A 23,049-nucleotide genomic window follows, 5' to 3' on the forward strand; every position below is an offset into this window, starting at 1 on the left:
CCTTAATTATCTGTCTGTCTCACCAACAACAGGGTCTATTGTGGATAAAAGTGTTATGGCATCTGCGATAGGTCTTCCTATTATAGCTTTTGTAAATATCTGGAGATTGTAAAAAGCACCTGATCTGAGTCTGAATCTGTGAGGTTTTATACCATCCTTAGGCATATATATGTATACTCCAAGTTCACCTCTTGGGTTGTCCGTTCCTGCGTAAACCTCACCTTTTTTCAGCTTTGTTCCTCTACCGTCTATAGTTATCTTCATCTTTTTGTCTTCAGGTTCGTAGAAGAAAGGATCGTTCTTGGACATCTTCCTGAGTTTTTCAATACACTGATTTATTATTCTTACAGACTGTCTTATCTCCTCAATCCTTACAAGGTACCTGTCGTAAGAGTCTCCCTTCTCACCTACAGGAACATCAAAATCAACCTCGCCGTAGGCATCATACTTGTCTATCTTTCTCAGGTCGTAAGGTACACCTGAAGCTCTCGCCACAGCACCTGTTAGACCGTAATCGTAAACATCCTCTTCTGTGATTATACATACATCAACATTTCTCTTAAGCCATATTCTATTTCTTGTTAAAAGTCTCTCGTAATCTGCAAGTCTTGTTGGGAAATCTTTTAAGAAATGTTCTATAGCATCAAGGGCTCCGTATGGAAGATCTGCGTAAACACCTCCAACCCTGAAGTAGTTTATAGTAAATCTTGCACCGGATATACCCTCAAATATATCCATTATTTTTTCTCTTTCTCTGAATGTGTAAAGGAACATTGTTAAAGCACCAAGGTCAAGGGCGTATGTTCCAAGCCAGAGTAAGTGAGAGTTTATTCTTGAAAGCTCGGCCATCATAGTTCTGATATACTTTGCCTTCTCAGGTATCTTCTCGTGTATCCCGAGAAGTTTTTCAGCTGCAACACATACAGAGTGATTCTCATTTATAGATGCTATATAATCCATCCTGTCTGTGTATGGTATTATCTGCTGAACGTTAAGGTTTTCTGCAAGCTTTTCTATACCTCTGTGAAGCTGTCCTATGATGATATCACACTTTTTAACATACTCACCTTCCATATCAAATAGGAACCATATAGTTCCGTGTGTTCCTGGATGGAGAGGACCCCAGTTAAGAACAACCTGTGAGCTTTTCTCAGGCATTCTTATCTTCTGAGTTCTTTCTAAATCTTCAAGTGTTGGAAGAGCTGTATGCATTCTTGAGTAGTTCATCATACCTTCAAGCTGATCCATTCTCTCTGTTTCGTTGAGAGATGGAAGCTCTACCTCTTCAATTCCTCTAACCGGAAAGTCTTTTCTGAGTGGATGGTAAGGATAACCTTCCCATAAAAACATCCTTACAAGATGATCATGTCCTTCAAACTTTATTCCAAACATATCCCATGCTTCTCTCTCAGCCCATTTAGCACCGGACCAGAGTGTTGTGAGTGTTGGGAGTGTTTCGTCTGTAGCCCATGTTTTGACAATAATTCTTTCTTTGTATTCAGGAGAAAAGAGAATAACCACACCCTGAAATCTTGGATCTGCTTTCTTGCCGTGATCAATAATTGTCCAGTCAATGAACATCTTGAAAAGATAATCAGGATCTTCCTTCAGAAATTTTAAAAACTGTATGAGATTTTCTTTTGGAACTTCAAGAACCGTTGCCTGCTCATTTTCTAATACTTTGACAAAATCAAATTTTTCTTCTAATCTCTTGGCTTTATCAAGTGTTATCCAGGACATAATCCACTCCGTATGCAGATTTTTCAAACAGTGTTATAAATTTTAAAACTTAAATCAAATTTTATCAACATTTTTAGTATAATTTTTAAGTTTTAAATTACACTTATGAGGTCCTAAATTGAAAGAAAAGGATATAGTTACAGAGGAGAATATGCCTGAGGAAAGTTTTAAGGTTATGGTGGCCTATATGCTCTCAACAGGACTTTATGCAGGAAAGATCCCTGTTGCCCCGGGAACTATAGGAACTGTTGTGGGACTTATCCCTATACTGATCTACTGGACGAAAGGTGGATCATATATGCTTATAAATCAGATATTTATCACACTCGCTGTGTTTTTTGTGGGAATATGGGCTTCTACAGTCGTTGTTGAGACATTCAAAGAGAAAGATCCGGATTATGTTGTTATAGATGAGATTGCAGGATATATGGTGGCTATGATCGGTATAGAACCTACATGGCAGAATCTTCTGATAGCTTTTATTCTTTTTAGATTTTTTGATATTTTGAAACCACCTCCTATCAGATTTTTTGAGAGACTTCCTTCAGGGCTTGGTGTTATGGCTGATGATATTATAGCTGGACTTTATGTCCTTGGGATAATGCATCTGCTCACAAGGTTTGTTCTCTAAAACTGTAAATACATACCTGTTAAGAGTATGTATATAAATACATAAAGAAATGATGATACTGAGAGGGCTTTTATAAAAGATAAAAAGATTCCCTCTTTAAAAACCCATTTAAAGTAAATGGAAAGGCTGAAGGTCTGGAGAAAAAGAGCTGTCAATATTTTTAATGTTATATCATAACCACCTTCAACTGTATAAAAAGATATATTTTTTATACTGAAGAGGGTAAATATCAGATCAACAACAGCATAAACTATACCCCATATAAAAAAAGCCGGGAGGAATGATACCTTTTTTACCATCAGGATCAATAATATATTATGGAGAGTATATTTTAAAGATGCATCAGTACAGATTTTTTCGTAAAATATTCAGACTTTATCTGAGGAGGTTTTGATTGGAAAGATTCAGAATGCCTGCAGAATGGGAAAAACACAAAGGAACGATAACAACGTACCCACAGGCTTACGAGACATTTTTTGACAGACTTGATCAGGCTAGGGATCAGTTTGTCCAGATGGTAAAGTACATATCTGAAGGTGAGACTGTTTATATAAATGTTAACGGTGAAGAGGAGAAAAAGGATCTTTTAAAAAGGCTTGAAAGGTTTAATGTTAATGGGGATGTAAGGATACTCATAAATAAAACGGATGATGCCTGGTGCAGAGATTACTGTCCTATTTTCGTTAAGGATAGTGAAGGGAACACAGTCGCTTTAAAGTTCAGATTTAACAGCTGGGGTGGTAAGTACCCATACGAGAACGACGAGAAAACAGGAAATAAGATACCTGAGATTCTCGGTTATAAAAAGATAAATATTGATATGGTTTTAGAGGGTGGATCAGTTGAGGTAAATGGAAATGGTGTTCTTCTGACTACAGAAAGCTGTCTTTTGAATCCAAACAGAAATCCCGATCTTTCAAAGGAGGAGATAGAGGAGAAGCTAAGATTTTATCTTGGCGTTAACAGAATATTCTGGCTTGGTGAAGGGATCATTGGTGATGACACAGATGGACATATTGATGATATAACAAGGTTTGTCTCGAAAGATACAGTAGTAACAGCCTTTGAGGATAACAGGAATGATCCGAATTACTACCCTCTCATTGAGAACTATAAAAGACTTAAAAGTCTTAAAGAGTTTAATATTGTGAAAATTCCTATGCCTGATCCTGTTTACTACAAATATCCCGGTGATGATAAACCTTACAGACTCCCTGCAAGTTACGTAAACTTTTATATATCAAATAAGGCTGTTGTTGTTCCTGTTTTTAACTGTGATAAGGATGAGATAGCTTTAGAAACACTGAGAAAACTTTTTCCGGATAGAGAGGTTATCGGGATTTACGCTTACGATATTGTTATTGGTCTTGGGGCTTTTCACTGTCTGACACAGCAGATTCCTGAGTAGGTTCCAGTATCCGCAGGTATCTGTCATCAACCCAGCCTGTATACACCTGATCATCTTTTATATATATAACCTTTTTCCAGTGATTGAACCTCTGATCTATCACAAGAACACTATCGCCTTTGTTTATTACGGTTAAAACCTCCGAATCGAGTCTCGGGTTTTCCCTTAGATTTAACCATACTGTAGAGACAGCTTTTAAAGGTTTTATACTCTCTTCAGGTTTTGCTGTATCCTGCAGTGAGATCTGATCCGTCTGATCTTCCATTACAGGTTTTTCTTTTTTTTCAGATAAGTCCGTTATGTGCATATCGGCAGTATGTGATACTTCCTCTTCAACTGTCTGTGTTATCTCTTTTTTTTCAGATTCTGAGATACTGTCTATTTTGATCTTCTCTGTTTTTGCTGAAAGCTGTGGTTCAGTTGTTACTGGACCTGTATCTATCCTGTTAGCAGACTGGGGAATTTTTTCTTCCTGTTTGTGCTGGTACAGAAATTCTTGAATTAGAACTATGTCAAGAGCGATCATAATTATTATTACTAAGGATAAAACAAGGTATTTTATCATCTCTCCCTGGAAACCCTCCTTTTATTTAGAAAAAAATCCTTTAATATTATACTTGCCTTTTCGTAATTTATTAGGGAGTAATCAACCTTAAATGGTAGCTTTCCATCATCAAAAAGTCTGTATTTGCTTACAACAGCTCCACCTTTCTGATCCAGTGCTCCAAAAACAACCTTTTTTATCCTTGACTGCATTATAGCTCCTGCACACATAACACAGGGTTCTACAGTTACATAAAGGGTACAGCCGTCAAGCCTCCAGCTTCCTGTATTTCTGCAGGCTTCCTCAATTGCTACTATCTCTGCGTGGTAAAGGGCGTTGTTTTTTTCTATCCTCTGGTTGTGTCCTTTCCCGATTATTTCCCCATCTTTTACTATTACAGCACCGATGGGAACTTCATCCTTTTCATAGGCTTTCAGTGCTTCTTCGTAAGCGATATCAAGGAATTTTATATCTTCAGACATAAGCTGAAATTTAGGTTATTTTCTGACAAGTTCCAGTATTTGATTTATAACTTCGTCTATACTTTTGTTCGTTGTATCTATGATGATCGCATCTTTTGCAGGTCTTAAAGGACTGTCTTTTCTTGTCTGATCTAAATGGTCTCTCTCTTTTACTTCCTTAAGGATCCGGTTGTAATCTATATCCAACCCTTTGTTTTTTAGCTCTTCCCATCTTCTTCTTGCCCTTACTTCAGGGGATGCTGTCATAAATATCTTCAGGTCTGCATCAGGGAATATTACCGTTCCGGTATCCCTACCTTCTATCACGGCATTTTTTGCTTTTTTCCCCATCTCTCTCTGTTTCTGAACAAGGATCTTTCTCACCTCAGGATGTCTTGCTATCTTTGAGGCTATCTTTCCTATCTCTTCTGTTCTGATTTTTGATGATACGTCCTCTCCATCAAGGAAAACTTTTACACCGTTATCTGATGGCTCAAGTTTTATATTGATTCTTTTCATAATATTTACTACAGCATCAGGGTTATCAGGGTCTATACCTTCCTCCTTGACTTTATAGGCTACAGCCCTGTACATAGCTCCTGTATCTATATAGGTGTAGCCAAGTATTCTTGACAGTTTTTTTGCTACAGTGCTTTTTCCTGATCCTGCAGGTCCATCTATAGCTATTATCAAATTAAATCCCCATCTCGTATAATTTTTTGTTTAAATTCTGGACGGTGTAGCAGAAAGCGGCGTGAGACCAGGTTAAAGGTGTTACGGAGATCGGATCTCCTGTCTCAGGATTGTACTGTTCTGCAAGCAGTCCCGCCTGAGACTTTCTTTTTACAGCCCATCTGAGAAGCTCAACAGCTTCATCTATCTTTTCAACAGCTATATACCAGTCAGCAAGCCACATTGTAGTAACTATCCATGGATTACCTGGATATTTCTCACTTATCCTGTGATACTCGTCATTTTCAAATCTTGCAAGGCCTTTTATACCTTCATCTATCCAGAGTTTCTCCCTGATCGCATTTACAGTGTTTATAACCCTGTAGTCATCAGGTGGTAAAAGTCCTGTGAAAAACACAGCCATAAGGCTTGCATCAACAGTTTTGTCTTTTTTTATCTTTCCAGAGCTGTCCCTGTAAAGCATCCTTATGAATCTGTTCTCACTTTCATCGTAAAGATACTTCAGAATTCCTTCCCTCACCTCTTCAGCCACATCTTTGAACTTTCTTGCCTCATCAAGATTTCCTGTCAGATGTGCCAGTTTTGATGCGGATAGCAAACCGGCAAAAACGGTTGCACAGGTGTATGTTCCGACACCTCTTCTTTCTTCCCATGGATCATAGCTTTCCCTTGGAAGTCCTGTTTCCCTATCTCTGTAATTCATCATAAAGTAGGCTGCAGGTCTGACAAGCTGATTGTAAATCCTGTCTATAAACTCAACATCCTTTGTTTCCTGATAGTGTGAGAACAGTGCCCATATCACAAGTGCTGTCTCATCTTCCTGTATAGGAAGCTGTGGATTTCCTTTTTCATCTATCCAGGGATGCCATGATGAACCAAAAGATCCATCTGGTAGGTATTTCTGAAGGAAGTAACCTTTTTTTGTAAGTGTTCTTACACAGAACTCAAAGAATCTCTTTGTTGCGTGTCCATAACCGGCTCTGTCCAGTGCCATAACTATGAATGAGTTATCTCTCGGCCATGAGTATGCGTAATGATCTTTATTGAACCTCTGAAATATACTTGAGTCTGCAGACGCTATTATACTGCCGTCTTTATCCATATGGGCCTTTATTATCAGTAAACTCCTGTCGTAAAGCTCCTTTATCTCATCATCTATAGATCTTTTTATCTCTTTCCTCTCGTTAAGCCAGGCTTTCCAGTATATCTCTGTCTCTTCAACAAAATGTTCTGTTGTGTCTGCCCTGAGCTTTATAAGTTTTTCTTCTATATCGTCAAAGCTATGTCCCGCAACTATGTAGTAGTAAAACTCCTTTTCCTCATTTCCATCAAGCTCAATGTTGTATGAGACCGCACTGTCTATATCTCCCCTGGCTATAGGGTTCATGGATAGCGATCCGTTTTCTATCTCCAGTATTGAGCTTTCCTCTTTCTTCTTTATTGTGTACTCTGAGATCTCAGGACATATAGATATAAATAGATATGTTGCTTCCCTGTAGTGAACTACTCCCTTCAGATCAGGATGGTAAAGTGCTGTATTACCTACAGTTGTTTCGTTAAGTCTGAAATCATGGTAGAAAAAGATCTTTACATCTTTTTTATGTGAGGAAAGATTTTTTACTTTTAGCTTCCTTATATAAACAGGCATGTATTTGTGGATCATATCGTTTATATTAAGCTGAATCCTGAGGTCGTAATTTACAGCCTTTATATCTGTAATTAATGCATCCTTTTTATAACCGAAACTTTTTTCCCATCCTTTATCAAGAAAGCTGATCTCTCCATTTACACAGACTATAAGATGGTTTTTGTTCCCACTGAGATGGTTGTACTGTCCTACATAGGGAAAATATAGGTCTCTCATTGAAAGGTATTTATCAAAATTCGCAAACATCTGGCTGTTTGCGACAACGGCTTCCCTGTACATATTTATCCTCCACTGACAGGAGGTATAATAGCCACAGTATCTCCTTCTTTAAGCACCTGATCAGATGATGCGTATTCCTCATTAACGGCGATCATCACATTATCAAAATTCTTTTCCAGTTCTGGATATCTCTCTTTAAGTATCTTTATAAACTCACCAACCGTTGTTTTTTCTTTGATATCTATAACTTCCTGGGATTTTTTAATCCTGTCTTTTAAAGATGAAAAATAAAGAACCTTAACCTTCAAACTTTATCTCCCACTCAGTTATAAGATGAGATCCTCTCATAAAGTGGGCTCTGAGCTTAGTTTTTACGACATCATTTAATGAGTAAAAGCCTTCTCCACCTACAAGTGTTGGTGTGTCCTCTCCTCCAACAATAAATGGCATATGTATAAGTCTTATTTCGTCAACAAGACCAAACTTTATTAGATTCCAGTTTAATGTTGATCCACCTTCAACCATAAGTGTTTTTATCCCTTTTCTGTAAAGGGTATCCATCATCTCTATAAGATCAACCTGATCTTTTCCTGAGATAATAACCTCTACTTTTTCTTTTAATGCTTTTACCTTCTCTTCAGGTGCAGACTCGGATGTTACTATTATTGTTGGTGCATGTTTCTCAAGTATATTTGCATCCAGCGGTATATCCGCCTTTGATGTTGGAACGATCCTTGTTGGGTTTTTACCTTCAACATACCTTACTGTCAGAAATGGGTTGTCAGTTCTTATAGTTTCAGCTCCGACCATTATACCGTCAACCTTTGCCCTGAGCTCATGCAGATACCTGTTAGCCTCATCATCCATAAACTGCATGATCTCTTTTGAAGACCTTCCCCTTCTTAAGGTCAGTTTCCCGTCCACAGTTACTTCAGATACTATTATTGTGTAAGGGCGTTGCATATCCTTCTCCTTCTGTTTTGTTTATAAAGGATTTTAACATGATTTCTTCTCAGTCATAATCCCTGTTGTATTTTATGTAAAGGTATATAATCCTCTGTAAAAGGGATAAGATAGTCAGAACTGTAACAAGAACGAAACCAAACTGTAAACCACCAAGTATATGGAAATGTTCAAAGACAGCAAAAAGTATGATAACAAGCATACTCTCAGGTCTTCCGAAAAAACCTATTCCTTCAAGTGGATCGTTAATCTTACCCTTTTCCCTGTTTTCAAAGCCTATCTCTGCGTATGCAACAGGTTTTATGAATGTGTGGAGCATACTTGAAACAACTGCGAGTATTGTGACAACAGGTGTTGAGTAGGCCATTCCAATTGAGAAGAGAACAATCCCATCAACGAACTTATCTGCAAGCCAGTCGAATACAGCCCCAAATTTTGATGATCTTTCCGTTTCCCTTGCCACAACCCCGTCCATAAGATCAAAAAAACCGCTCATAAAAAGGAGAATAGCTCCAGTTAACGGCTTATGGTTATAAAAGGCCATAGCGGCAAATATACCCACTATGACCGATATAACTGTTATAACATTTGGCGTTATATGTGTTTTTGCAAACAAAATCCCTATCGGCTCATAAATCTTTTTCAGGGATTTTCTTTTTGATGTTAAGTTCATCTATACCCCTTTAAAGTCCTTTTCCTTCCAGCCAAGGCATCATCTTTCTAAGTTCTTTACCAACCTTCTCTACGGGGTGCTCCTCATCCCTTTTTACAAGGGCATCAAAATGAGGTCTTCTTGCTATATTCTCAAGCACCCATTCTTTTGCAAACTCTCCCCTCTGGATCTCGTCCAGTATCTTTTTATGTATTGGTTTTACAGCCTCGTAAATTCTGTCCCCCCTTGTTACATCTCCGTATCTTGCTGTATCAGATATAGAGTATCTCATTCCTGATATACCGTACTGGTATATTAAATCAACTATTAATTTAAGTTCGTGTAAGCATTCAAAATATGCAACCTCTGGCTGATATCCAGCCTCAACAAGTGTTTCAAATCCGGCCTTTATAAGAGCTGTTGCTCCACCACAGAGAACAGCCTGTTCTCCAAAAAGGTCGGTCTCTGTCTCTTCCTTGAATGTTGTCTCTATAAGACCTGCCCTTGTACATCCTACACCTTTAGCGTAAGCTAAAGCTATATCTTTAGCCTGACCTGTAAAGTCCTGATGAACAGCAACAAGTCCTGGGACCCCTTTTCCTTCCTCGTACTGCCATCTTACTAAATGACCTGGCCCTTTTGGTGCAACGAGGAAAACATCAACATACTCAGGTGGAACTATCTGGTTGAAATGTATGTTAAAACCGTGTGCAAATGCAAGTGCGTTCCCTTCATCTAAATTTGGAAGTATCGCTGTCTCGTACACTTCAGGCTGAATTGTGTCCGGGATTAACATCATAATGATATCAGCTTTCTTTGCCGCTTCATCCGGTATAAGAACCTCAAAACCTTCAGCTTTAGCTTTTTCAGCGGATCTACTACCAGAATAAAGACCTATAATCACATTCACACCGCTGTCTCTCAGATTTAGAGCATGAGCATGACCCTGACTTCCATATCCTATAATGGCTACCGTTTTTCCTTTCAGTACCTCCAATGAGGCATCTTCATCATAATAGACCTTTGCCATCTAATTCCTCCTTCACAAAATTTTCTCAATCTTATAATATTACACTAATAGATTTTTATAATCAAAATGCCTTTAACTTTGTAGTTGTTTAAAAGGTATTCAAGGAGTTTTGCCGCTTCAAAACTCTGGATGTAAGCGGTATCTATATTTATTACAGCGTTTGAAACTGTTATAAAATCACCATCAGCTTTTTCAATCAGATTTTTGTAATCTACAAGAATATCCCCTTTTGAAGAGACGATCTTTAACCTGTCTCCCTTTAGATTTCCTTTTCCTATCAGTTTAATGTATATATACTTTGTTTTCTGGTCTTTTTTCTTCTCAAGAATTCCTGTTGATATGGAAAGTTTTTCTAAATCGTCATGCAGGTCCTCTGCGGAGAATGAAACGGAGCAGTGAATATCAACAAGTTTACCTTTTTTATAAACATTGAGACAGACGTTGTATGATGTTGCTATCCATGATACAACAGGCTGTATAAGGTATGTGTAATCTTTTTCTGTCGGATATTTAACAACATTTTTAAAATGTTCCTCAAAAAATGAGAATATTACAGGTGAGTAACCTCTCGGCAGATTTTTAACTTCAGGTCTTTTTATAGCTACGGTCTCAGCATTTGCTCCGGTGACCGCTAACAGCAGTATGAGTATAAAAAATTTTTTCATTCTACCATTCTTTCTTCAAGCTTCCTTTTAGCAGATTCCCTTGTTATAGCTAAAAGACCTGTTCTGGCTATATCCTTTATGCCAAAAGGTCTTAAAAGGTCTATAAAAGCTTCTATCTTTTCCCTGTCTCCCGTAATCTCAACTGTGTATGTATCTGTATAAACATCAACAACCTTTGCCCTGAAGATAGAGACAAGTCTCATTATCTCATCCCTTGCCCTGTCCTCTCCTGCGTGAACCTTTATAAGTGCGAGCTCCCTTTCTATATGGGGAACATTTGTTATATCCCTTACCCTTACAGTCTCTATAAGTTTTCTCAACTGTTTTATTATCTGCTCTATAATTCTCTCATCACCTTCAACAACTATTGTTATTCTTGCTATATTGGGTTCGTTTGTTTTCCCGACTGTCAGACTTTCTATATTGTAACCTCTTCCTGCAAAAAGGCTTGTTATCCTTGTTAAGACACCGAAGTTATGTAAAACCCTGACTATAATAACATGCTTTCTTATCTCTGTTTTTGTTTCAGGTCTTATCTTTACAGTTGTTAGATTTTCTGACATCTCTGCTACCTCAAATATTTTTTAACCAACAAGGTACATAGTTTCAGCCTCTCCTTTCTGTTTAGGGCTTACTATCATCTCCCTGTAACTTTTACCTGCAGGTACCATAGGGAGAACATTCTCTTCCCTATCAACGACAAAATCCATTATCACAGGTCTATCATTTATCTTCATGGCTTTTTCAAGAACAGGTCTTACCTCTTCAGGTTTTGTTGCCCTTAGTCCTACAGCTCCCATTGATTCGGCAAGTTTAACAAAATCTGGATGAACAGCAAGACAGACGGATGAGTATCTGCTGTCGTAAAAGAGCTGCTGCCACTGTCTCACCATCCCTAAGAACTCGTTGTTTATTATGGCTATCTTTACAGGTATTCTGTACTGGACAGCTGTTATAACATCCTGCATATTCATAACAAATGATCCGTCCCCTTCAATAGCAAAAACAGTTTTGTCAGGGTTTCCTATCTTTGCCCCAACAGCTGCGGGGAAGCCGTATCCCATAGTTCCAAGGCCACCTGAGTTCAGGAACTGTCTCGGGTATCTGTACTTGTAGAACATCGCAGCCCACATCTGGTGCTGGCCAACACCTGCTGTAATGAGAGCTTCACCATCTGTTATCTTATAGATCTCCTCTATAACATACTGTGGTTTTATGATCTTACTTGTTCTGTCGTATGTTAATGGGTGTTTTTCTTTCCATTTCTCTATCTGTTTTAGCCAGCTTTCCCTGGCCTTAACCCATTCTATTGGTTTTTTCTTCAGTTCTTTTAATAGCTTGCCTAAAACCACCTTAACATCACCAACAATTGGAACATCAACAGTTATATTTTTACTTATTGATGCTGGATCTATATCTATATGTATTATCTTTGCTTCAGGTGCAAACTCCTGTATCTTTCCTGTTACCCTGTCGTCAAATCTCGCTCCAACAGCTATAAGAAGATCACTGTGGTAAACGGCCATATTTGCGTAGTATGTTCCATGCATTCCAAGCATATGAAGTGCTAATGGATGTGTCTCATCAAAAGCACCTTTAGCCATATTTGTTGTTGTTACTGGGATTCTTGTTAATTCTGCAAGCTCCCTCAGTTCTTCAGACGCTCCAGATATAACAGTTCCACCGCCTACATAAAGAACAGGTCTCTTTGCTTTTCTTATAAGCTCCGCTGCCTTCTTTATCTGGAATGGATTTCCCTCGTAGTGTGGCTTGTATCCTGGAAGTGCATCAAGAACATCCTTCTCAGTAGGCATCTTGTAGTCGTATTCCTGCTGTGTTATATCCTTTGGGATATCAACAAGAACAGGTCCTGGTCTTCCCGTCCTTGCAAGATAAAAAGCTTCCCTCAGTATAAGTGCAAGATCTTTTATATCTGTAACAAGGAAGTTATGTTTTGTTATAGGTCTTGTTATACCAACAACATCAGCTTCCTGAAATGCATCAGTCCCTATATAACTTGTTGGAACCTGTCCGGTTATGGCTACAAGAGGAACAGAGTCCATATATGCTGTTGCTATTCCTGTAACAAGGTTCGTAGCTCCAGGTCCTGATGTTGCGAGAACAACACCAACCTTCCCTGTAGCTCTCGCATAACCATCAGCCATGTGGGCTGCAGCCTGCTCATGTCTTGCGAGAATATTTCTTAAAGGGGCGTCAAATAAAGCATCGTAAACTTCCATTATGGCTCCACCTGGAAGCCCAAAAACAGTATCAACTCCTTCCTCAAGGAGAACATCTATTACAATATCAGCACCTCTTTTCTTCGGCATAGTATTAACCTCAGCAAGAAATATAAATGATTTAAAATATTATACGCTTAAATTGTTGATTTGTATAATTATTGTCATACTTGGAGATATATCTGGACTAATTTTTCCACTGTGATGCGAATATCTCCATATCCTTTAAAGCCCTTTCAGCCTTCAGAAGCTTTCTTCTCCTTTTATCTCTCACTTTTTTATCAAGATCTGGGAGAAGTGAGAAGTTTGGGTTCATAGGCTGGAGTTCTTCCTTGGGCTCTGTGATGTATCTTACAAGACCGCCGAGCATTGTTGTTTCAGGTGGGACTGTAGGTTCTTTACCTTTTAACATCCTTACAACATTTATGCCTGCAAGAATTCCTGTAGCAGCTGATGCTGCGTAACCTTCAACACCTGTTATCTGTCCTGCAAAAAGTATTCTTGGATCTTTTTTAAGCTGTAGTGTTGGTTTTAAAACCCTGTGTGACTGTATGAATGTGTTTCTGTGTATAGATCCAAGTCTTACAAATGTTGCGTCTTTTAGTGCAGGTATAAGTCTGAATATCCTTTTTTGCTCAGGATATTTAAGCTTTGTCTGAAAACCTACAAGGGAGAGTAATGTTCCTTCCCTGTTCTCCTTTCTTAGCTGGATCACAGCAAAAGGCTGTTTTCCTGTTTTAGGATCTATTAGTCCTACAGGTTTCATAGGTCCAAAAAGGAGAGTCTGTTTTCCTCTCCTTGCCATCTCCTCAATAGGAAGGCATCCTTCAAAAAATACAGCTTTCTCAAAATCCTTTAACGGAACCTGCTTTCCATTTATTAGCTCGTTATAGAATATCTCGTACTCTTCCTCATTTAAAACACAGTTAAAGTAATCCCCTTTACCTTTACCATATCTGTCTCCCCAGAAACCTTTTGAGAAATCAACTGTATCTGCATCAACTGTAGGTGCTATAGCATCGTAAAAGTATAGATACTCTGATCCTGTTAATCTCTGTATAACCTTTGAGAAAGCCTCCGATGTTAGAGGTCCTGTTGCAATTATTATAAAATTGTATCCTTCCGGAAGCTGTGTAACCTCTTTCCTTATAACCTTTATATTTGGATGGTTTTCAAGGATCTCTGTTATTCTTCTTGAAAATTTTACCCTGTCAACGGCGAGAGCACCACCTGCAGGAACACTGAACTCCTCAGCAACACTGACTATAAGCGAGCCGAGGAGTCTCATCTCCTCCTTCAACAGTCCTGAGCCTGTTGTTATATCCTTACCGCCAAGAGAGTTTGAGCATACAAGCTCCGCAAAACCTTCTGTCCTGTGTGCAGGTGTGGTTTTTACAGGTCTCATCTCGTAAAGGTCAACCTTAAAACCTGATGTTGCTATCTTAAAAGCCGCCTCGCTTCCTGCAAGCCCAGCACCTATAACAGCTACTTTTCCCATTTCAGATCTAACCTTTGTCCTTTTCAAGTTTAAATAGATATTTAAGTACAAAAGGTGGAACAAGTGTAGTAAGTATAACTATAAATACAAGAACTGAATATATCTCATTTGTGAAAATTTTCACAGATCTTCCAAGCTCGGCAAATATAAGTCCAACCTCACCCCGTGGTATCATGGATGTTCCAATAATAATCCTTTTAAGGTTATCCATCCTTCTTATAAGGAATGCTCCTCCTAACTTACCTACAACTGCAACAACCATTAATACCAGTGTTAAGAGCCAGAAATCAGCTGAAGTAAAATCTATTACCCTTAGATTCATTGATAGACCGACTGTTACAAAGAATATAGGTGTGAAAAGATATATCAGTGGTCTCATCTGTGATTCAAGCTTGTCAACAAAGTTAGGATCAGCCTTTAAGGCTATACCAAAAGGAAGGAAGAATCTTCTTGATAGGGCTATACCTGCTGCAAAAGCGCCTATTATCTCAGGAGCGCCAAATAGATGTGCAACATAGGCAAAGAAGAGTATCAGGGATACAACTATCGTAGGTATAAATCCTGGAAGTCTTCTGTATCTGCTGTCATACATATGTATAAACTTGGACATAATAGCTGCAAGAATTGGTGCTGCAGTGAAGAAGAAAGCAACAAGAAGTATTATCTTTATAGTATTCTCCATATTAACCTCACCTGTGAGGGCGAAATCAGCCAGTATAACAAGAAGGATCACACCTATCACATCATCAAGAACGGCTGCACCTACTACAACCTGAGCTGCTGAGCTCCTTTCCTTTCCTAAATCCTTCAAAACACGTATTGTTATACCTATACTTGTTGCTGTTAATGTCCCACCTATAAAAAGGGAGACTATTAAAGGAAGATTGAACATGTAGTAACTTACAGCAAATCCACCAACAAAAGGAACTATCGCACCAAAAAGGGCTACTATAACGGATTTGACACCTTCTTTCTGCAGCTTTTTAATATCCGTCTCAAGACCTACCTCAAAAAGAAGGAGAATTATACCTATCTCCGCAATAATTCTTATAATATCATTAACCTCAACTATCCCGAGCAGACTCGGCCCGAGCAGTATCCCAGCAAAAACCTCACCTAAAACAGGGGGCATCTTCATATATGAAAAAATCTCTGCAAATATCCTGGCAGAGATCAGTATAAGAAAAAGATCAAGGATAAACTCATGCATTTCCATAGTATAGTCCTGTCTCCTTTTAAGTATTTTTAATTTTTACAACAGAAAGGGAAAAAGTGATTTTCAGATATTGAGATCTACTTCCAGCTTTCCTCCCCAGTTCTGAATACCTCTTTCTTCCATATAGGGGCTCTTGCCTTTGTTTCATCAACTATGTATCTGCAGGCTTCAAAAGCTTCCTGCCTGTGTCCAGACCAGACAGCAACAAGGAATGATGGAACTGTGACAGGAACAATACCTGTTCTGTGGTGAACAACGGCATGTTTTATACCAAACTTCTCTTTTGCCTCATCTATTATCTCTTTTATGATCTTTTCTGCCATAGATATGTAAGCCTCATAGTGAAGTTCAATCACGTCACCGTCTTCCGGTGCAGATCTCGGTATACCGAGGAATATATCTACAGCCCCTGCTGTCTCATCTCTGTAGCTGTTTAATATATCGTTTATATCAAACCAGTTTTCTCCTATATAAACCTGTGGTACAGACATCTTCATCTCCTAACAGCTTTTTCCATTTTCAACAAATTTTTCATACTGTACTTTCTGGTAACAGTTTGATCCAAGGAAGTCTAAAAGTGATATAAAATCCCTTTTTTCAACATAGCCCGGTATTGTGTATATAGGTTTGTAATCTTTCGCCGGATCAAAAACCACTATTGTTGGATAACCCTGAACCCTGTATGCGAATGTTAGAGCCTGTTCATTCATCTTCTGTTTTGTTTCAGGATCTGTCACTTCTCTCTCTCCATAGACATTTATTATAGCTATAGCCGTTTTGTTTTTTACAAGTGACTGCTTAAAATCAAGATCGTTAAGAACTTCCTTATGTAGTTTTGTGCAGTATTTACAGTCCTCAGACTCAAAAATCAGGATGAGGAACTTTTTTTCCTTCATAGCTTCCTTTATAACAGGTTCAGGGTCTACCTTAAACTTTTCAGAAACTCCACCTTCCGTCTTCTGCTGACAGGAAGCTGTGAAGATCCCTATTATTATCAGAAAAGCTGTTAATACTCTAAGCATACTTGCCACCTCATCTATCTTAATTTTGATAAAGCTTCCTTAATTCTTCTCATACCTTCTTTAAGATTATCCATAGATGTTGCGTATGAAAGTCTAATATAACCTTCCTTACCAAATGCACTTCCTGGAACAACAGCCACCTTTGCTTCCTCCAAAAGATAAGCTGTAAGCTCTATATCATCCTTAATATCACCAACAATATATGCCTTTACATTTGGAAATGCATAGAATGCTCCTTTAGGAACAGGACATGTTATGCCATCTATAGATAAGAACTGTTCTATAACAAAATCCCTTCTTTTCCTGAACTCTTCCTTCATCATGGCTGGAAATTTTCCACCATCCTCAAGTGCAGCGAGGGCTCCATACATTGCGAAGGATGTTGGGTTTGATATTGTCTGTGACTGTACTACTGTTATCTTTTTTATATACTCTTCAGGTGCAGCAACCCATCCTAGACGCCATCCTGTCATAGAGTAAGATTTTGAGAAGGCATTTACTGTAAATGTTATGTCCCTCACCTCTTTTGAGAGGGAAGCTATACTGACATGCTCCTCATCATAACAGAACTCCTCGTAACATTCATCAGATATGATAAGTATATTATTCTCAAGACATACCTGGGCTATCCTCTCAAGCTCAGATCTTGGTATAACAGCTCCTGTAGGGTTTGAAGGTGTGTTTAGAACGAGAGCTTTTGTTCTCTCAGTTATTGCCTCTTTCAGCTTATCAGCTGTGAGAACGAACCCATTTTCCTCAGAAAGCTCAAGTATTACAGGCTCTCCATCACAGAGCTTTATCTGTTCTGTGTAGGAAACCCAGTATGGAGCAGGAACTATAACCTGATCTCCCGGGTTCAGTATTACTGAGAAAACCTCGTAAAGTCCCATCTTTGCACCGGGTGTTACAATAACCTCAGAAGGTGAGTACTCTATACCGTTTTTCTCTTTCAGCCTCTTTGCTATTCCTTCCCTCAGTTCTGGTATTCCTGCTGCAGGTGTGTATCTCGTTTTTCCTTCTTTCAGAGCCTTTATAGCTGCCTCTTTAACAAAATCCGGAGTGTCAAAATCAGGTTCACCTGCCCCAAAACCAATTATATCAATACCTTTCTTCCTTAACTCTGCTGCCTTTGCTGTTATAACAAGCGTCTGTGATGGCTGAACTCTTAAAACCCTCTGTGAAAACTCCATAATTCCACCTCTGGAAATTCTTTTAACTCATTATATGTTAAATAAAGTCTGATTTGAATATTATAAGAATATTAAAATAGTATCATGGCAAAAAAAGAGAGGATTGATAAGCTTCTTGTTGAGAGAGGTCTTGTGGAGAGCAGGGAAAAAGCACAGCGTCTTATAATGGCTGGATGTGTTTTTGTTAATGATCAGAGGGTGGATAAACCCGGGACAAAAATTCCTGTAGATGCAAATATATTCCTGAAGGAGAAGGAGAAGTATGTATCAAGGGGAGGTTATAAACTTGAAAAGGGAATTGAGTATTTTGATTTTAATCCTGAAAATAAGGTCTGTATAGATATAGGCTCATCAACAGGTGGGTTTACAGACTGTCTTTTACAGAACGGTGCAAAAAAGGTTTATGCTGTGGATGTTGGAACACACCAGCTTCACGAAAAGCTGAGAAATGATCCCCGTGTTGTAGTTATGGAGAAAACAAACGCAAGATACCTGAGTGAAAAAGATTTCCCGCAGAAGCTTGAATGTTTCGTGTCAGATGTATCTTTTATCTCCATTCTTAAGATACTCCCTGAGATCTGCTCTATATTTGAAGATTTTGCTGAAGGGATAATCCTTATAAAACCCCAGTTTGAGCTTTCAAAAAAAGAGGTTAAAGATGGGGTCGTAAAGGATCCAGAGCTTCACAAAAAGGCTATACTGAATGTTATAAAAGGTCTTGAGAAGAGCTGTTACTGTGTTAAAGGTATAACATACTCACCTGTTAAAGGGCCTAAGGGTAATATTGAGTTTTTATGTTATCTTTTCAAAAAGCCTGAAGGTTTTAGATGTGAGGAAAAGATTGATGAAAGTTATATAATGGAAGTTGTGATGGAAGCACACAGGGCGTTAAGGAAGGACTGATTATGGAAGTTTTGGACTACCACAAGCTTAAGATATTCAAAACTGTTGCTGATACAGGAAGTTTCTCCAAAGCCGCTCAGCTTTTATTCCTCTCACAGCCTACAGTCACACTCCAGATAAAAAAGATAGAGAATTACTTAGGTGTAACACTTTTTAAAAGGGATAAAAAGAGTATTTCACTGACAGAAGAGGGAAAGATCCTGTACTCCTATGCCTCAAAGATCATTGAAGATTATCTTCTTATGGAGGAAAATCTTTCACACATTAAGGAAAATATAAGGAAGAATTTAGTCCTTGGAGCAAGTACTACCGTAGGTGAGTTCTTCCTACCTGAGATAATATCTAACTTTCTAAAAAAGATTCCTGATATAAAGATACATCTTTTTATAGGTAACTCAAAAGAGATAGAGGAAGGAATACTGTCAAAAAGCTTTTATATAGGCGTTATAGAGGATGAGGTCAGCTCAAATAAGCTTGAGGTGGTAGGTTTTTTCAAAGATGAGATAATACTTATAGGAGCAAATACAGACAAAACGCCAGAATCGGTAAAAATTGATGATCTTAAAAACTTTAAGTTTATTTTCAGAGAAAAAGGATCCGGAACGAGAAATGTTGTTGAAAAGGCTTTAAAAAAATCGGGGATAGAGATAAAACCTTTTATGGAAGTTGGAAGCAGTAAGGCTATATCGAAGATTGTATCAGGATCAGACTGTCTTGCTTTTGTATCAAGACTTGTTGCTGAAGATGAGATAAGGTATGGAAAACTCAAAGAGATAAAGATAGAAGGTATAAAGATAAACAGGAATTTCTCCTTTATAACACAGAAAAATGTGAGACTTCCAAAGGTGGAGAGGGACTTTCTCCAGTTTCTTTTAAATAACACCGCTTTTTAATATATCGTGAAGGTGTACAAGTCCCACAGGTTTTTTATCCTCAACAACAGGCAGAACTGTAATGTTGTACCTTTCCATTATCTCGAGGGCTTCAACTACTAAGATATCTTTGTTTATATACTTTGGATTTACTGTCATAGCTTCTTCAGTGAGACTTCTGTCTATACTTCCCCCTTTCTTTATAAACCTTCTAAGATCCCCATCTGTAATAATGCCTGTCAGATCTCCGTCTTTGTTAATTATCAATGCAGCACCAAAACCTTTTTCTGACATAACAATAACAGTCTCTTTAAGCTCCGTTTCTGGATGAACAACGGGAAGCTCTTCACCTCTATGCATTATTTCTGAGACTCTCATAAGCTTTCTGCCCAATGATCCTCCAGGATGGAATCTTGCAAAATCCTCAGCTGTAAATCCTCTCATCTCTAAAAGGGCAACAGCAAGGGCATCTCCAAGTGCGAGTGTTGCTGTGGATGATGATGTTGGGGCTAAATTTAGAGGACAAGCCTCCCTTTCTATATTAAGGTACAGATGTATATCACTCTCCTTTGCCAGGGTTGAGTTTTTATTGTTTGTTATTGATATAACCTTATTTCCCCATCTTTTAATCGTTGGTATTATAGCCAGAAGTTCAGGTGTCTCACCGCTGTTTGATATGGCCAGAACGATATCCTCTTTTGAGATCATACCAAGATCACCATGTATAGCCTCAGCAGGATGCAGGAAAAAAGAGGGTGTTCCTGTTGATGCAAGTGTGGCAGCTATCTTTTTCCCAACAAGACCGGACTTCCCCATTCCTGTAACAACAACCTTACCTTTTGTGTTCAGTATAAGCTCAACAGCCTTATCAAAGTTATTATCAAGTGCTGACAGCGTTTTCTGTAAAGCGTTTCTTTCTTCCTCTAAAACCTTCTTCCCTATCTGTGAAGGTGATTTATCCTTCATCTTTAACTTCATCTTCTCCCTCGGTATTATTCATACTGCATCCTGTACAATCAGAACATGCTGACTGGGGAACTGATAAAACTTTTATATTCATATTTTCAATCTGGTCAAACCTGACTATGAGAGGTGAACCTTCCATATCTGTAAACTCAACATACTCCCTTATAAAATCAAAGTTTTTAACCCTGTAAACTTTTCCGTCTATCTCAACCTCTGAATCTATCTCAGGTAGATTTTTCCTGAACTCATAGTTCTCAGTCTCAAATGAAAGACAGCACATAAGTCTTCCACACACACCTGTAAACTTTGCAGGTGTTGGAGGGAGATTCTGCTCTTCAAGCATCTCAACATTTACGGTATCAAACCTGTCCATAAATAAGCTGCAGCAGCACTCATTCCCACAGACACCTACAGCCCCAAACATCTGGACTCCATCCCTGACACCTACCTGTCTCATCTCAATTCTCATTTTAAGTCTTTTAGCCAGCTCTCTAACAAGCTGTCTGAAATCTACCCTTCCTTCTGAAACATAGTAAAACATTATCTTTGATCTGTTTAAGGGTATGTAAGCTTTCAGCAGGTTCATCTTGAGTCCTAACTTCTCAGCAAGTTTTTTACAGGTTATTAATGCTCCTTCAGACTCTTTCTCATGTTTATCAAATATCTGTATATCCTTCTTTCCAGCTTTTCTCAGAAATTTATAAGGTGGTGGGTTTTCCTTATCAGGTATTGCATAACCTACAACAAGGACAAGCTCCTCTCCTTTTTCAGTCTCTATAACTATAAAATCTCCTTTCTGTACTGTTTCAGGAACCTCATCTACCTCGTGAAATTTATGTGTATCTAAAAATCTTATTCTTACGGTTCTCTTTCTCACTTCTTTACTTTTTTTATCTATAGTTTTAACCATTATTTCCTCCTATGTCTTTAGATTAAAGTAAAGTCCTTCAACGGCAAGCTTTTTCTTTACACCTTTTTCGACAGCTTTTTTAAACAATGAGTACTCATCTAAAAAGTTCTCATAAAGACCTAAAGGTACCTCTCCCTTTAAAGACTTTTTGTATATTATCTTCTCAAGTATATCAAAGATTATAAATATCTCATTTGTTTCCAATCTGTCTAAGATCTCTGCCAGATTTATAATACCTTCAGGGTGAAGGTTCTTCACAGCTAAAAGGTTGTACAGATCCTTTGCGTATTTAAACAGATTTTCATTGTTCAGTATCATCATTGGAAGGCACATACTGCCTTCAGATAAAGAGGCAAGTATTTTTGCTTTTGACTCATCAACACCTTTAAGTTTCAGTATACTGAGAATTTCCTCTTTACTTAACGGTCTGAACTTTATCTTCTGGCATCTTGATACTATTGTGGGAAGAAGAGCGTTCTGGTTTGATGTTGTCAGAATTATTAATGTGTTTTCAGGTGGTTCCTCAAGTGTTTTTAAAAGTGCGTTTGATGACTCTCTGTTCATCCTTTCGGCTTTTTCTATTATTACGACCTTTCCTTCCTTCGTTTTGAGTTTTAGAAAACTTATAACATCTCTTATCTGACCTATCTTTATCTCTTTTCCATCCTCAGGGGATACTATCTTTATGTCAGGATGTGGGTTCAGATCTGTTTTATCATATATATTTGAGATTGTGTTTCTTACAAGACGGCAGCTCTCACAGCTGTCACATCCAAAACCGTATCTTTTTTCACATAAAAAACCTTTAGCTGTTTTAAGTGCTATAAGCTTTTTACCAATACAGTCCTTTCCCTCAAAGAGAAGGGAGTAAGAGCTGTATTTTTTATCAAGGTATAATCTTATAATCTCTTTAGTCTCTTCATGTCCTAAAATCTTCATAACGTTAAATTATATCTCTTTTTCTTAAAATCTCTAAGATTTCATTAAATATGATCTCTTTATCTTTTCTTCCATCTAATAAAACCACCCTTTCCCTCTCTTTCTGGGCTATCCTCAGGAAACCTTCTCTTAACCTTTTATGAAAATCCACACCCTCCTGTTCTATTCTGTCTTTCTCTCTGTATCTATGTATCCTTTTCATACCTTCCTCAACAGGTATATCAATAATGAATGTGATATCAGGTTTAATACCTTCAGAGGCTATATCGTTCAGTCTCTCCACAAGCTCTATATCAATCCCTCTTGCATATCCCTGATATGCAAGTGTTGAGTCTGTGAATCTGTCTGATATCACGTAAAATCCTCTGTTCAGGTACGGTTTTATAATGTTGTGTACATGTATATTCCTGTCAGCCTCATAAAGCATAAGCTCTGCAACAGGAGGAAATATCTCTTTTGAGGGATTTAAAAGTATCTCCCTTATCTTTTTCCCAAGATCTGTACCACCTGGCTCCCTTGTTAAAACAGCATTCTTTCCGTTTTTAATCAGATATTCATAAAGCATCTTTGACTGTGTTGACTTTCCTGCACCTTCTATACCTTCAAATGTTATAAAAAAACCTCTCATCTCTTCCTCAT

Annotated in this window: 26 protein-coding genes; 4 read left to right on the forward strand and 22 right to left on the reverse strand. The window is 38.1% G+C overall.

Annotated features, from left to right (window positions below):
* Positions 1–6: 6 nt before the first annotated feature.
* Positions 7–1,740 carry an NADH-quinone oxidoreductase subunit D gene (locus tag PERMA_RS00715; protein ID WP_012675293.1) on the reverse strand — a complete coding sequence of 578 codons (1,734 nt, stop codon included), beginning with the start codon at positions 1,738–1,740 and terminating at the stop codon, positions 7–9.
* Positions 1,741–1,858: 118 nt separating this feature from the next.
* On the opposite strand from PERMA_RS00715, the gene PERMA_RS00720 reads away from it, so the two are divergent.
* Positions 1,859–2,371 (forward strand): phosphatidylglycerophosphatase A family protein, encoded by a 513-nt coding sequence (locus PERMA_RS00720; protein WP_012676321.1) that lies wholly within the window; start codon positions 1,859–1,861, stop codon positions 2,369–2,371.
* On the opposite strand, the gene PERMA_RS00725 is transcribed toward PERMA_RS00720, so the two are convergent.
* Positions 2,368–2,670, reverse strand: coding sequence for a hypothetical protein (locus PERMA_RS00725; protein ID WP_012676686.1), 303 nt, complete (start codon positions 2,668–2,670; stop codon positions 2,368–2,370). The two genes, PERMA_RS00720 and PERMA_RS00725, sit on opposite strands and share 4 nt — an antisense overlap.
* Before the next feature lie 95 nt (positions 2,671–2,765).
* On the opposite strand from PERMA_RS00725, the gene PERMA_RS00730 reads away from it, so the two are divergent.
* Positions 2,766–3,779, forward strand: a complete 1,014-nt coding sequence (locus PERMA_RS00730; protein WP_015898964.1) for an agmatine deiminase family protein — start codon at positions 2,766–2,768, stop codon at positions 3,777–3,779.
* Here PERMA_RS00730 and PERMA_RS00735 read toward each other — a convergent pair.
* The 16 genes from PERMA_RS00735 to PERMA_RS00810 all read right to left on the reverse strand — a co-directional run bounded on the left by PERMA_RS00735 (position 3,730) and on the right by PERMA_RS00810 (position 17,820).
* Positions 3,730–4,344 carry an SH3 domain-containing protein gene (locus PERMA_RS00735; protein ID WP_012675319.1) on the reverse strand — a complete coding sequence of 205 codons (615 nt, stop codon included), beginning with the start codon at positions 4,342–4,344 and terminating at the stop codon, positions 3,730–3,732. The two genes, PERMA_RS00730 and PERMA_RS00735, sit on opposite strands and share 50 nt — an antisense overlap.
* Positions 4,341–4,805 carry a nucleoside deaminase gene (locus tag PERMA_RS00740; RefSeq protein WP_012676053.1) on the reverse strand — a complete coding sequence of 155 codons (465 nt, stop codon included), beginning with the start codon at positions 4,803–4,805 and terminating at the stop codon, positions 4,341–4,343. The genes PERMA_RS00735 and PERMA_RS00740 overlap by 4 nt, the downstream gene beginning before the upstream one ends.
* A 15-nt stretch (positions 4,806–4,820) precedes the next feature.
* The gene (cmk, locus tag PERMA_RS00745) at positions 4,821–5,477 is read right to left on the reverse strand and encodes a (d)CMP kinase (protein ID WP_012676511.1); all 657 of its coding nucleotides are present in this window, start codon (positions 5,475–5,477) and stop codon (positions 4,821–4,823) included.
* 1 nt (position 5,478) lies between these two features.
* The gene (locus PERMA_RS00750; protein ID WP_012675594.1) at positions 5,479–7,404 is read right to left on the reverse strand and encodes a glycoside hydrolase family 15 protein; all 1,926 of its coding nucleotides are present in this window, start codon (positions 7,402–7,404) and stop codon (positions 5,479–5,481) included.
* A 2-nt stretch (positions 7,405–7,406) separates the two neighbouring features.
* A complete protein-coding gene (gene moaD, locus PERMA_RS00755; RefSeq protein ID WP_012676443.1) occupies positions 7,407–7,652 on the reverse strand; it encodes a molybdopterin converting factor subunit 1 in 246 nt (81 codons plus the stop codon).
* Complete coding sequence (locus PERMA_RS00760) at positions 7,642–8,307, reverse strand: 2,5-diamino-6-(ribosylamino)-4(3H)-pyrimidinone 5'-phosphate reductase (protein ID WP_012675560.1); 666 nt, start codon at positions 8,305–8,307, stop codon at positions 7,642–7,644. Before PERMA_RS00760 ends, moaD begins: the two co-directional genes overlap by 11 nt.
* 49 nt (positions 8,308–8,356) lie before the next feature.
* Positions 8,357–8,980, reverse strand: a complete 624-nt coding sequence (locus PERMA_RS00765) for a CDP-alcohol phosphatidyltransferase family protein (protein WP_012676207.1) — start codon at positions 8,978–8,980, stop codon at positions 8,357–8,359.
* 10 nt (positions 8,981–8,990) lie between these two features.
* The gene (ilvC, locus tag PERMA_RS00770) at positions 8,991–9,989 is read right to left on the reverse strand and encodes a ketol-acid reductoisomerase (protein ID WP_012675393.1); all 999 of its coding nucleotides are present in this window, start codon (positions 9,987–9,989) and stop codon (positions 8,991–8,993) included.
* 44 nt (positions 9,990–10,033) lie between these two features.
* Positions 10,034–10,654 (reverse strand): hypothetical protein, encoded by a 621-nt coding sequence (locus PERMA_RS00775; protein WP_015898923.1) that lies wholly within the window; start codon positions 10,652–10,654, stop codon positions 10,034–10,036.
* A complete protein-coding gene (gene ilvN, locus PERMA_RS00780) occupies positions 10,651–11,217 on the reverse strand; it encodes an acetolactate synthase small subunit (protein ID WP_012676152.1) in 567 nt (188 codons plus the stop codon). The genes PERMA_RS00775 and ilvN overlap by 4 nt, the downstream gene beginning before the upstream one ends.
* A gap of 21 nt (positions 11,218–11,238) precedes the next feature.
* Positions 11,239–12,984, reverse strand: a complete 1,746-nt coding sequence (gene ilvB, locus PERMA_RS00785; RefSeq protein ID WP_012676796.1) for a biosynthetic-type acetolactate synthase large subunit — start codon at positions 12,982–12,984, stop codon at positions 11,239–11,241.
* A gap of 97 nt (positions 12,985–13,081) precedes the next feature.
* Positions 13,082–14,392, reverse strand: a complete 1,311-nt coding sequence (gene trmFO / locus PERMA_RS00790; protein WP_012675714.1) for an FADH(2)-oxidizing methylenetetrahydrofolate--tRNA-(uracil(54)-C(5))-methyltransferase TrmFO — start codon at positions 14,390–14,392, stop codon at positions 13,082–13,084.
* Positions 14,393–14,399: 7 nt separating this feature from the next.
* Complete coding sequence (locus tag PERMA_RS00795; protein WP_015898850.1) at positions 14,400–15,608, reverse strand: cation:proton antiporter; 1,209 nt, start codon at positions 15,606–15,608, stop codon at positions 14,400–14,402.
* Between the two features lie 77 nt (positions 15,609–15,685).
* Positions 15,686–16,099: a molybdenum cofactor biosynthesis protein MoaE gene (locus PERMA_RS00800; protein ID WP_012675793.1), complete on the reverse strand. Its 414-nt coding sequence runs from the start codon at positions 16,097–16,099 to the stop codon at positions 15,686–15,688.
* Positions 16,100–16,108: 9 nt separating this feature from the next.
* Positions 16,109–16,630: a thioredoxin family protein gene (locus tag PERMA_RS00805; RefSeq protein WP_012676417.1), complete on the reverse strand. Its 522-nt coding sequence runs from the start codon at positions 16,628–16,630 to the stop codon at positions 16,109–16,111.
* Positions 16,631–16,644: 14 nt separating this feature from the next.
* The gene (locus PERMA_RS00810) at positions 16,645–17,820 is read right to left on the reverse strand and encodes a pyridoxal phosphate-dependent aminotransferase (protein ID WP_012675214.1); all 1,176 of its coding nucleotides are present in this window, start codon (positions 17,818–17,820) and stop codon (positions 16,645–16,647) included.
* An 84-nt stretch (positions 17,821–17,904) separates the two neighbouring features.
* Here PERMA_RS00810 and PERMA_RS00815 point away from each other — a divergent pair, with 84 nt between their 5' ends.
* Positions 17,905–18,723, forward strand: coding sequence for a TlyA family RNA methyltransferase (locus tag PERMA_RS00815; protein WP_012676641.1), 819 nt, complete (start codon positions 17,905–17,907; stop codon positions 18,721–18,723).
* Positions 18,724–18,725: 2 nt separating this feature from the next.
* Positions 18,726–19,616: a LysR family transcriptional regulator gene (locus PERMA_RS00820; protein ID WP_012675837.1), complete on the forward strand. Its 891-nt coding sequence runs from the start codon at positions 18,726–18,728 to the stop codon at positions 19,614–19,616.
* On the opposite strand, the gene PERMA_RS00825 is transcribed toward PERMA_RS00820, so the two are convergent.
* Genes PERMA_RS00825 through tmk form a run of 4 tightly spaced genes read right to left on the reverse strand, consistent with a single transcriptional unit; the run spans position 19,596 to position 23,038 of the window.
* Entirely contained in the window at positions 19,596–20,573 is a 978-nt protein-coding gene (locus PERMA_RS00825; protein WP_238527221.1) for a KpsF/GutQ family sugar-phosphate isomerase, read from the reverse strand. The two genes, PERMA_RS00820 and PERMA_RS00825, sit on opposite strands and share 21 nt — an antisense overlap.
* Positions 20,551–21,471, reverse strand: coding sequence for a PSP1 domain-containing protein (locus PERMA_RS00830; RefSeq protein WP_012676940.1), 921 nt, complete (start codon positions 21,469–21,471; stop codon positions 20,551–20,553). Before PERMA_RS00830 ends, PERMA_RS00825 begins: the two co-directional genes overlap by 23 nt.
* A gap of 9 nt (positions 21,472–21,480) precedes the next feature.
* Positions 21,481–22,410, reverse strand: coding sequence for a DNA polymerase III subunit delta' (locus PERMA_RS00835; RefSeq protein ID WP_012675672.1), 930 nt, complete (start codon positions 22,408–22,410; stop codon positions 21,481–21,483).
* Between the two features lie 4 nt (positions 22,411–22,414).
* Complete coding sequence (tmk, locus tag PERMA_RS00840; protein ID WP_041530969.1) at positions 22,415–23,038, reverse strand: dTMP kinase; 624 nt, start codon at positions 23,036–23,038, stop codon at positions 22,415–22,417.
* Positions 23,039–23,049: the final 11 nt, after the last annotated feature.

This window comes from Persephonella marina EX-H1 (assembly GCF_000021565.1).
GTDB lineage: Bacteria > Aquificota > Aquificia > Aquificales > Hydrogenothermaceae > Persephonella > Persephonella marina.

Coding starts and splice junctions, on each gene's coding strand:
- ilvB (WP_012676796.1), bottom strand. CDS start 12,984: ATGCCGAAGAAAAGAGGTGCTGATATTGTAATAGATGTTCTCCTTGAG.
- PERMA_RS00765 (WP_012676207.1), bottom strand. CDS start 8,980: ATGAACTTAACATCAAAAAGAAAATCCCTGAAAAAGATTTATGAGCCG.
- PERMA_RS00815 (WP_012676641.1), top strand. CDS start 17,905: ATGGCAAAAAAAGAGAGGATTGATAAGCTTCTTGTTGAGAGAGGTCTT.
- PERMA_RS00750 (WP_012675594.1), bottom strand. CDS start 7,404: ATGTACAGGGAAGCCGTTGTCGCAAACAGCCAGATGTTTGCGAATTTT.
- PERMA_RS00810 (WP_012675214.1), bottom strand. CDS start 17,820: ATGGAGTTTTCACAGAGGGTTTTAAGAGTTCAGCCATCACAGACGCTT.
- ilvN (WP_012676152.1), bottom strand. CDS start 11,217: ATGTCAGAAAATCTAACAACTGTAAAGATAAGACCTGAAACAAAAACA.
- PERMA_RS00740 (WP_012676053.1), bottom strand. CDS start 4,805: ATGTCTGAAGATATAAAATTCCTTGATATCGCTTACGAAGAAGCACTG.
- PERMA_RS00775 (WP_015898923.1), bottom strand. CDS start 10,654: ATGAAAAAATTTTTTATACTCATACTGCTGTTAGCGGTCACCGGAGCA.
- PERMA_RS00795 (WP_015898850.1), bottom strand. CDS start 15,608: ATGGAAATGCATGAGTTTATCCTTGATCTTTTTCTTATACTGATCTCT.
- PERMA_RS00830 (WP_012676940.1), bottom strand. CDS start 21,471: ATGGTTAAAACTATAGATAAAAAAAGTAAAGAAGTGAGAAAGAGAACC.
- PERMA_RS00735 (WP_012675319.1), bottom strand. CDS start 4,344: ATGATAAAATACCTTGTTTTATCCTTAGTAATAATAATTATGATCGCT.
- PERMA_RS00760 (WP_012675560.1), bottom strand. CDS start 8,307: ATGCAACGCCCTTACACAATAATAGTATCTGAAGTAACTGTGGACGGG.
- PERMA_RS00805 (WP_012676417.1), bottom strand. CDS start 16,630: ATGCTTAGAGTATTAACAGCTTTTCTGATAATAATAGGGATCTTCACA.
- PERMA_RS00725 (WP_012676686.1), bottom strand. CDS start 2,670: ATGGTAAAAAAGGTATCATTCCTCCCGGCTTTTTTTATATGGGGTATA.
- PERMA_RS00820 (WP_012675837.1), top strand. CDS start 18,726: ATGGAAGTTTTGGACTACCACAAGCTTAAGATATTCAAAACTGTTGCT.
- PERMA_RS00800 (WP_012675793.1), bottom strand. CDS start 16,099: ATGTCTGTACCACAGGTTTATATAGGAGAAAACTGGTTTGATATAAAC.
- trmFO (WP_012675714.1), bottom strand. CDS start 14,392: ATGGGAAAAGTAGCTGTTATAGGTGCTGGGCTTGCAGGAAGCGAGGCG.
- ilvC (WP_012675393.1), bottom strand. CDS start 9,989: ATGGCAAAGGTCTATTATGATGAAGATGCCTCATTGGAGGTACTGAAA.
- PERMA_RS00825 (WP_238527221.1), bottom strand. CDS start 20,573: ATGAAGTTAAAGATGAAGGATAAATCACCTTCACAGATAGGGAAGAAG.
- PERMA_RS00835 (WP_012675672.1), bottom strand. CDS start 22,410: ATGAAGATTTTAGGACATGAAGAGACTAAAGAGATTATAAGATTATAC.
- PERMA_RS00715 (WP_012675293.1), bottom strand. CDS start 1,740: ATGTCCTGGATAACACTTGATAAAGCCAAGAGATTAGAAGAAAAATTT.
- tmk (WP_041530969.1), bottom strand. CDS start 23,038: ATGAGAGGTTTTTTTATAACATTTGAAGGTATAGAAGGTGCAGGAAAG.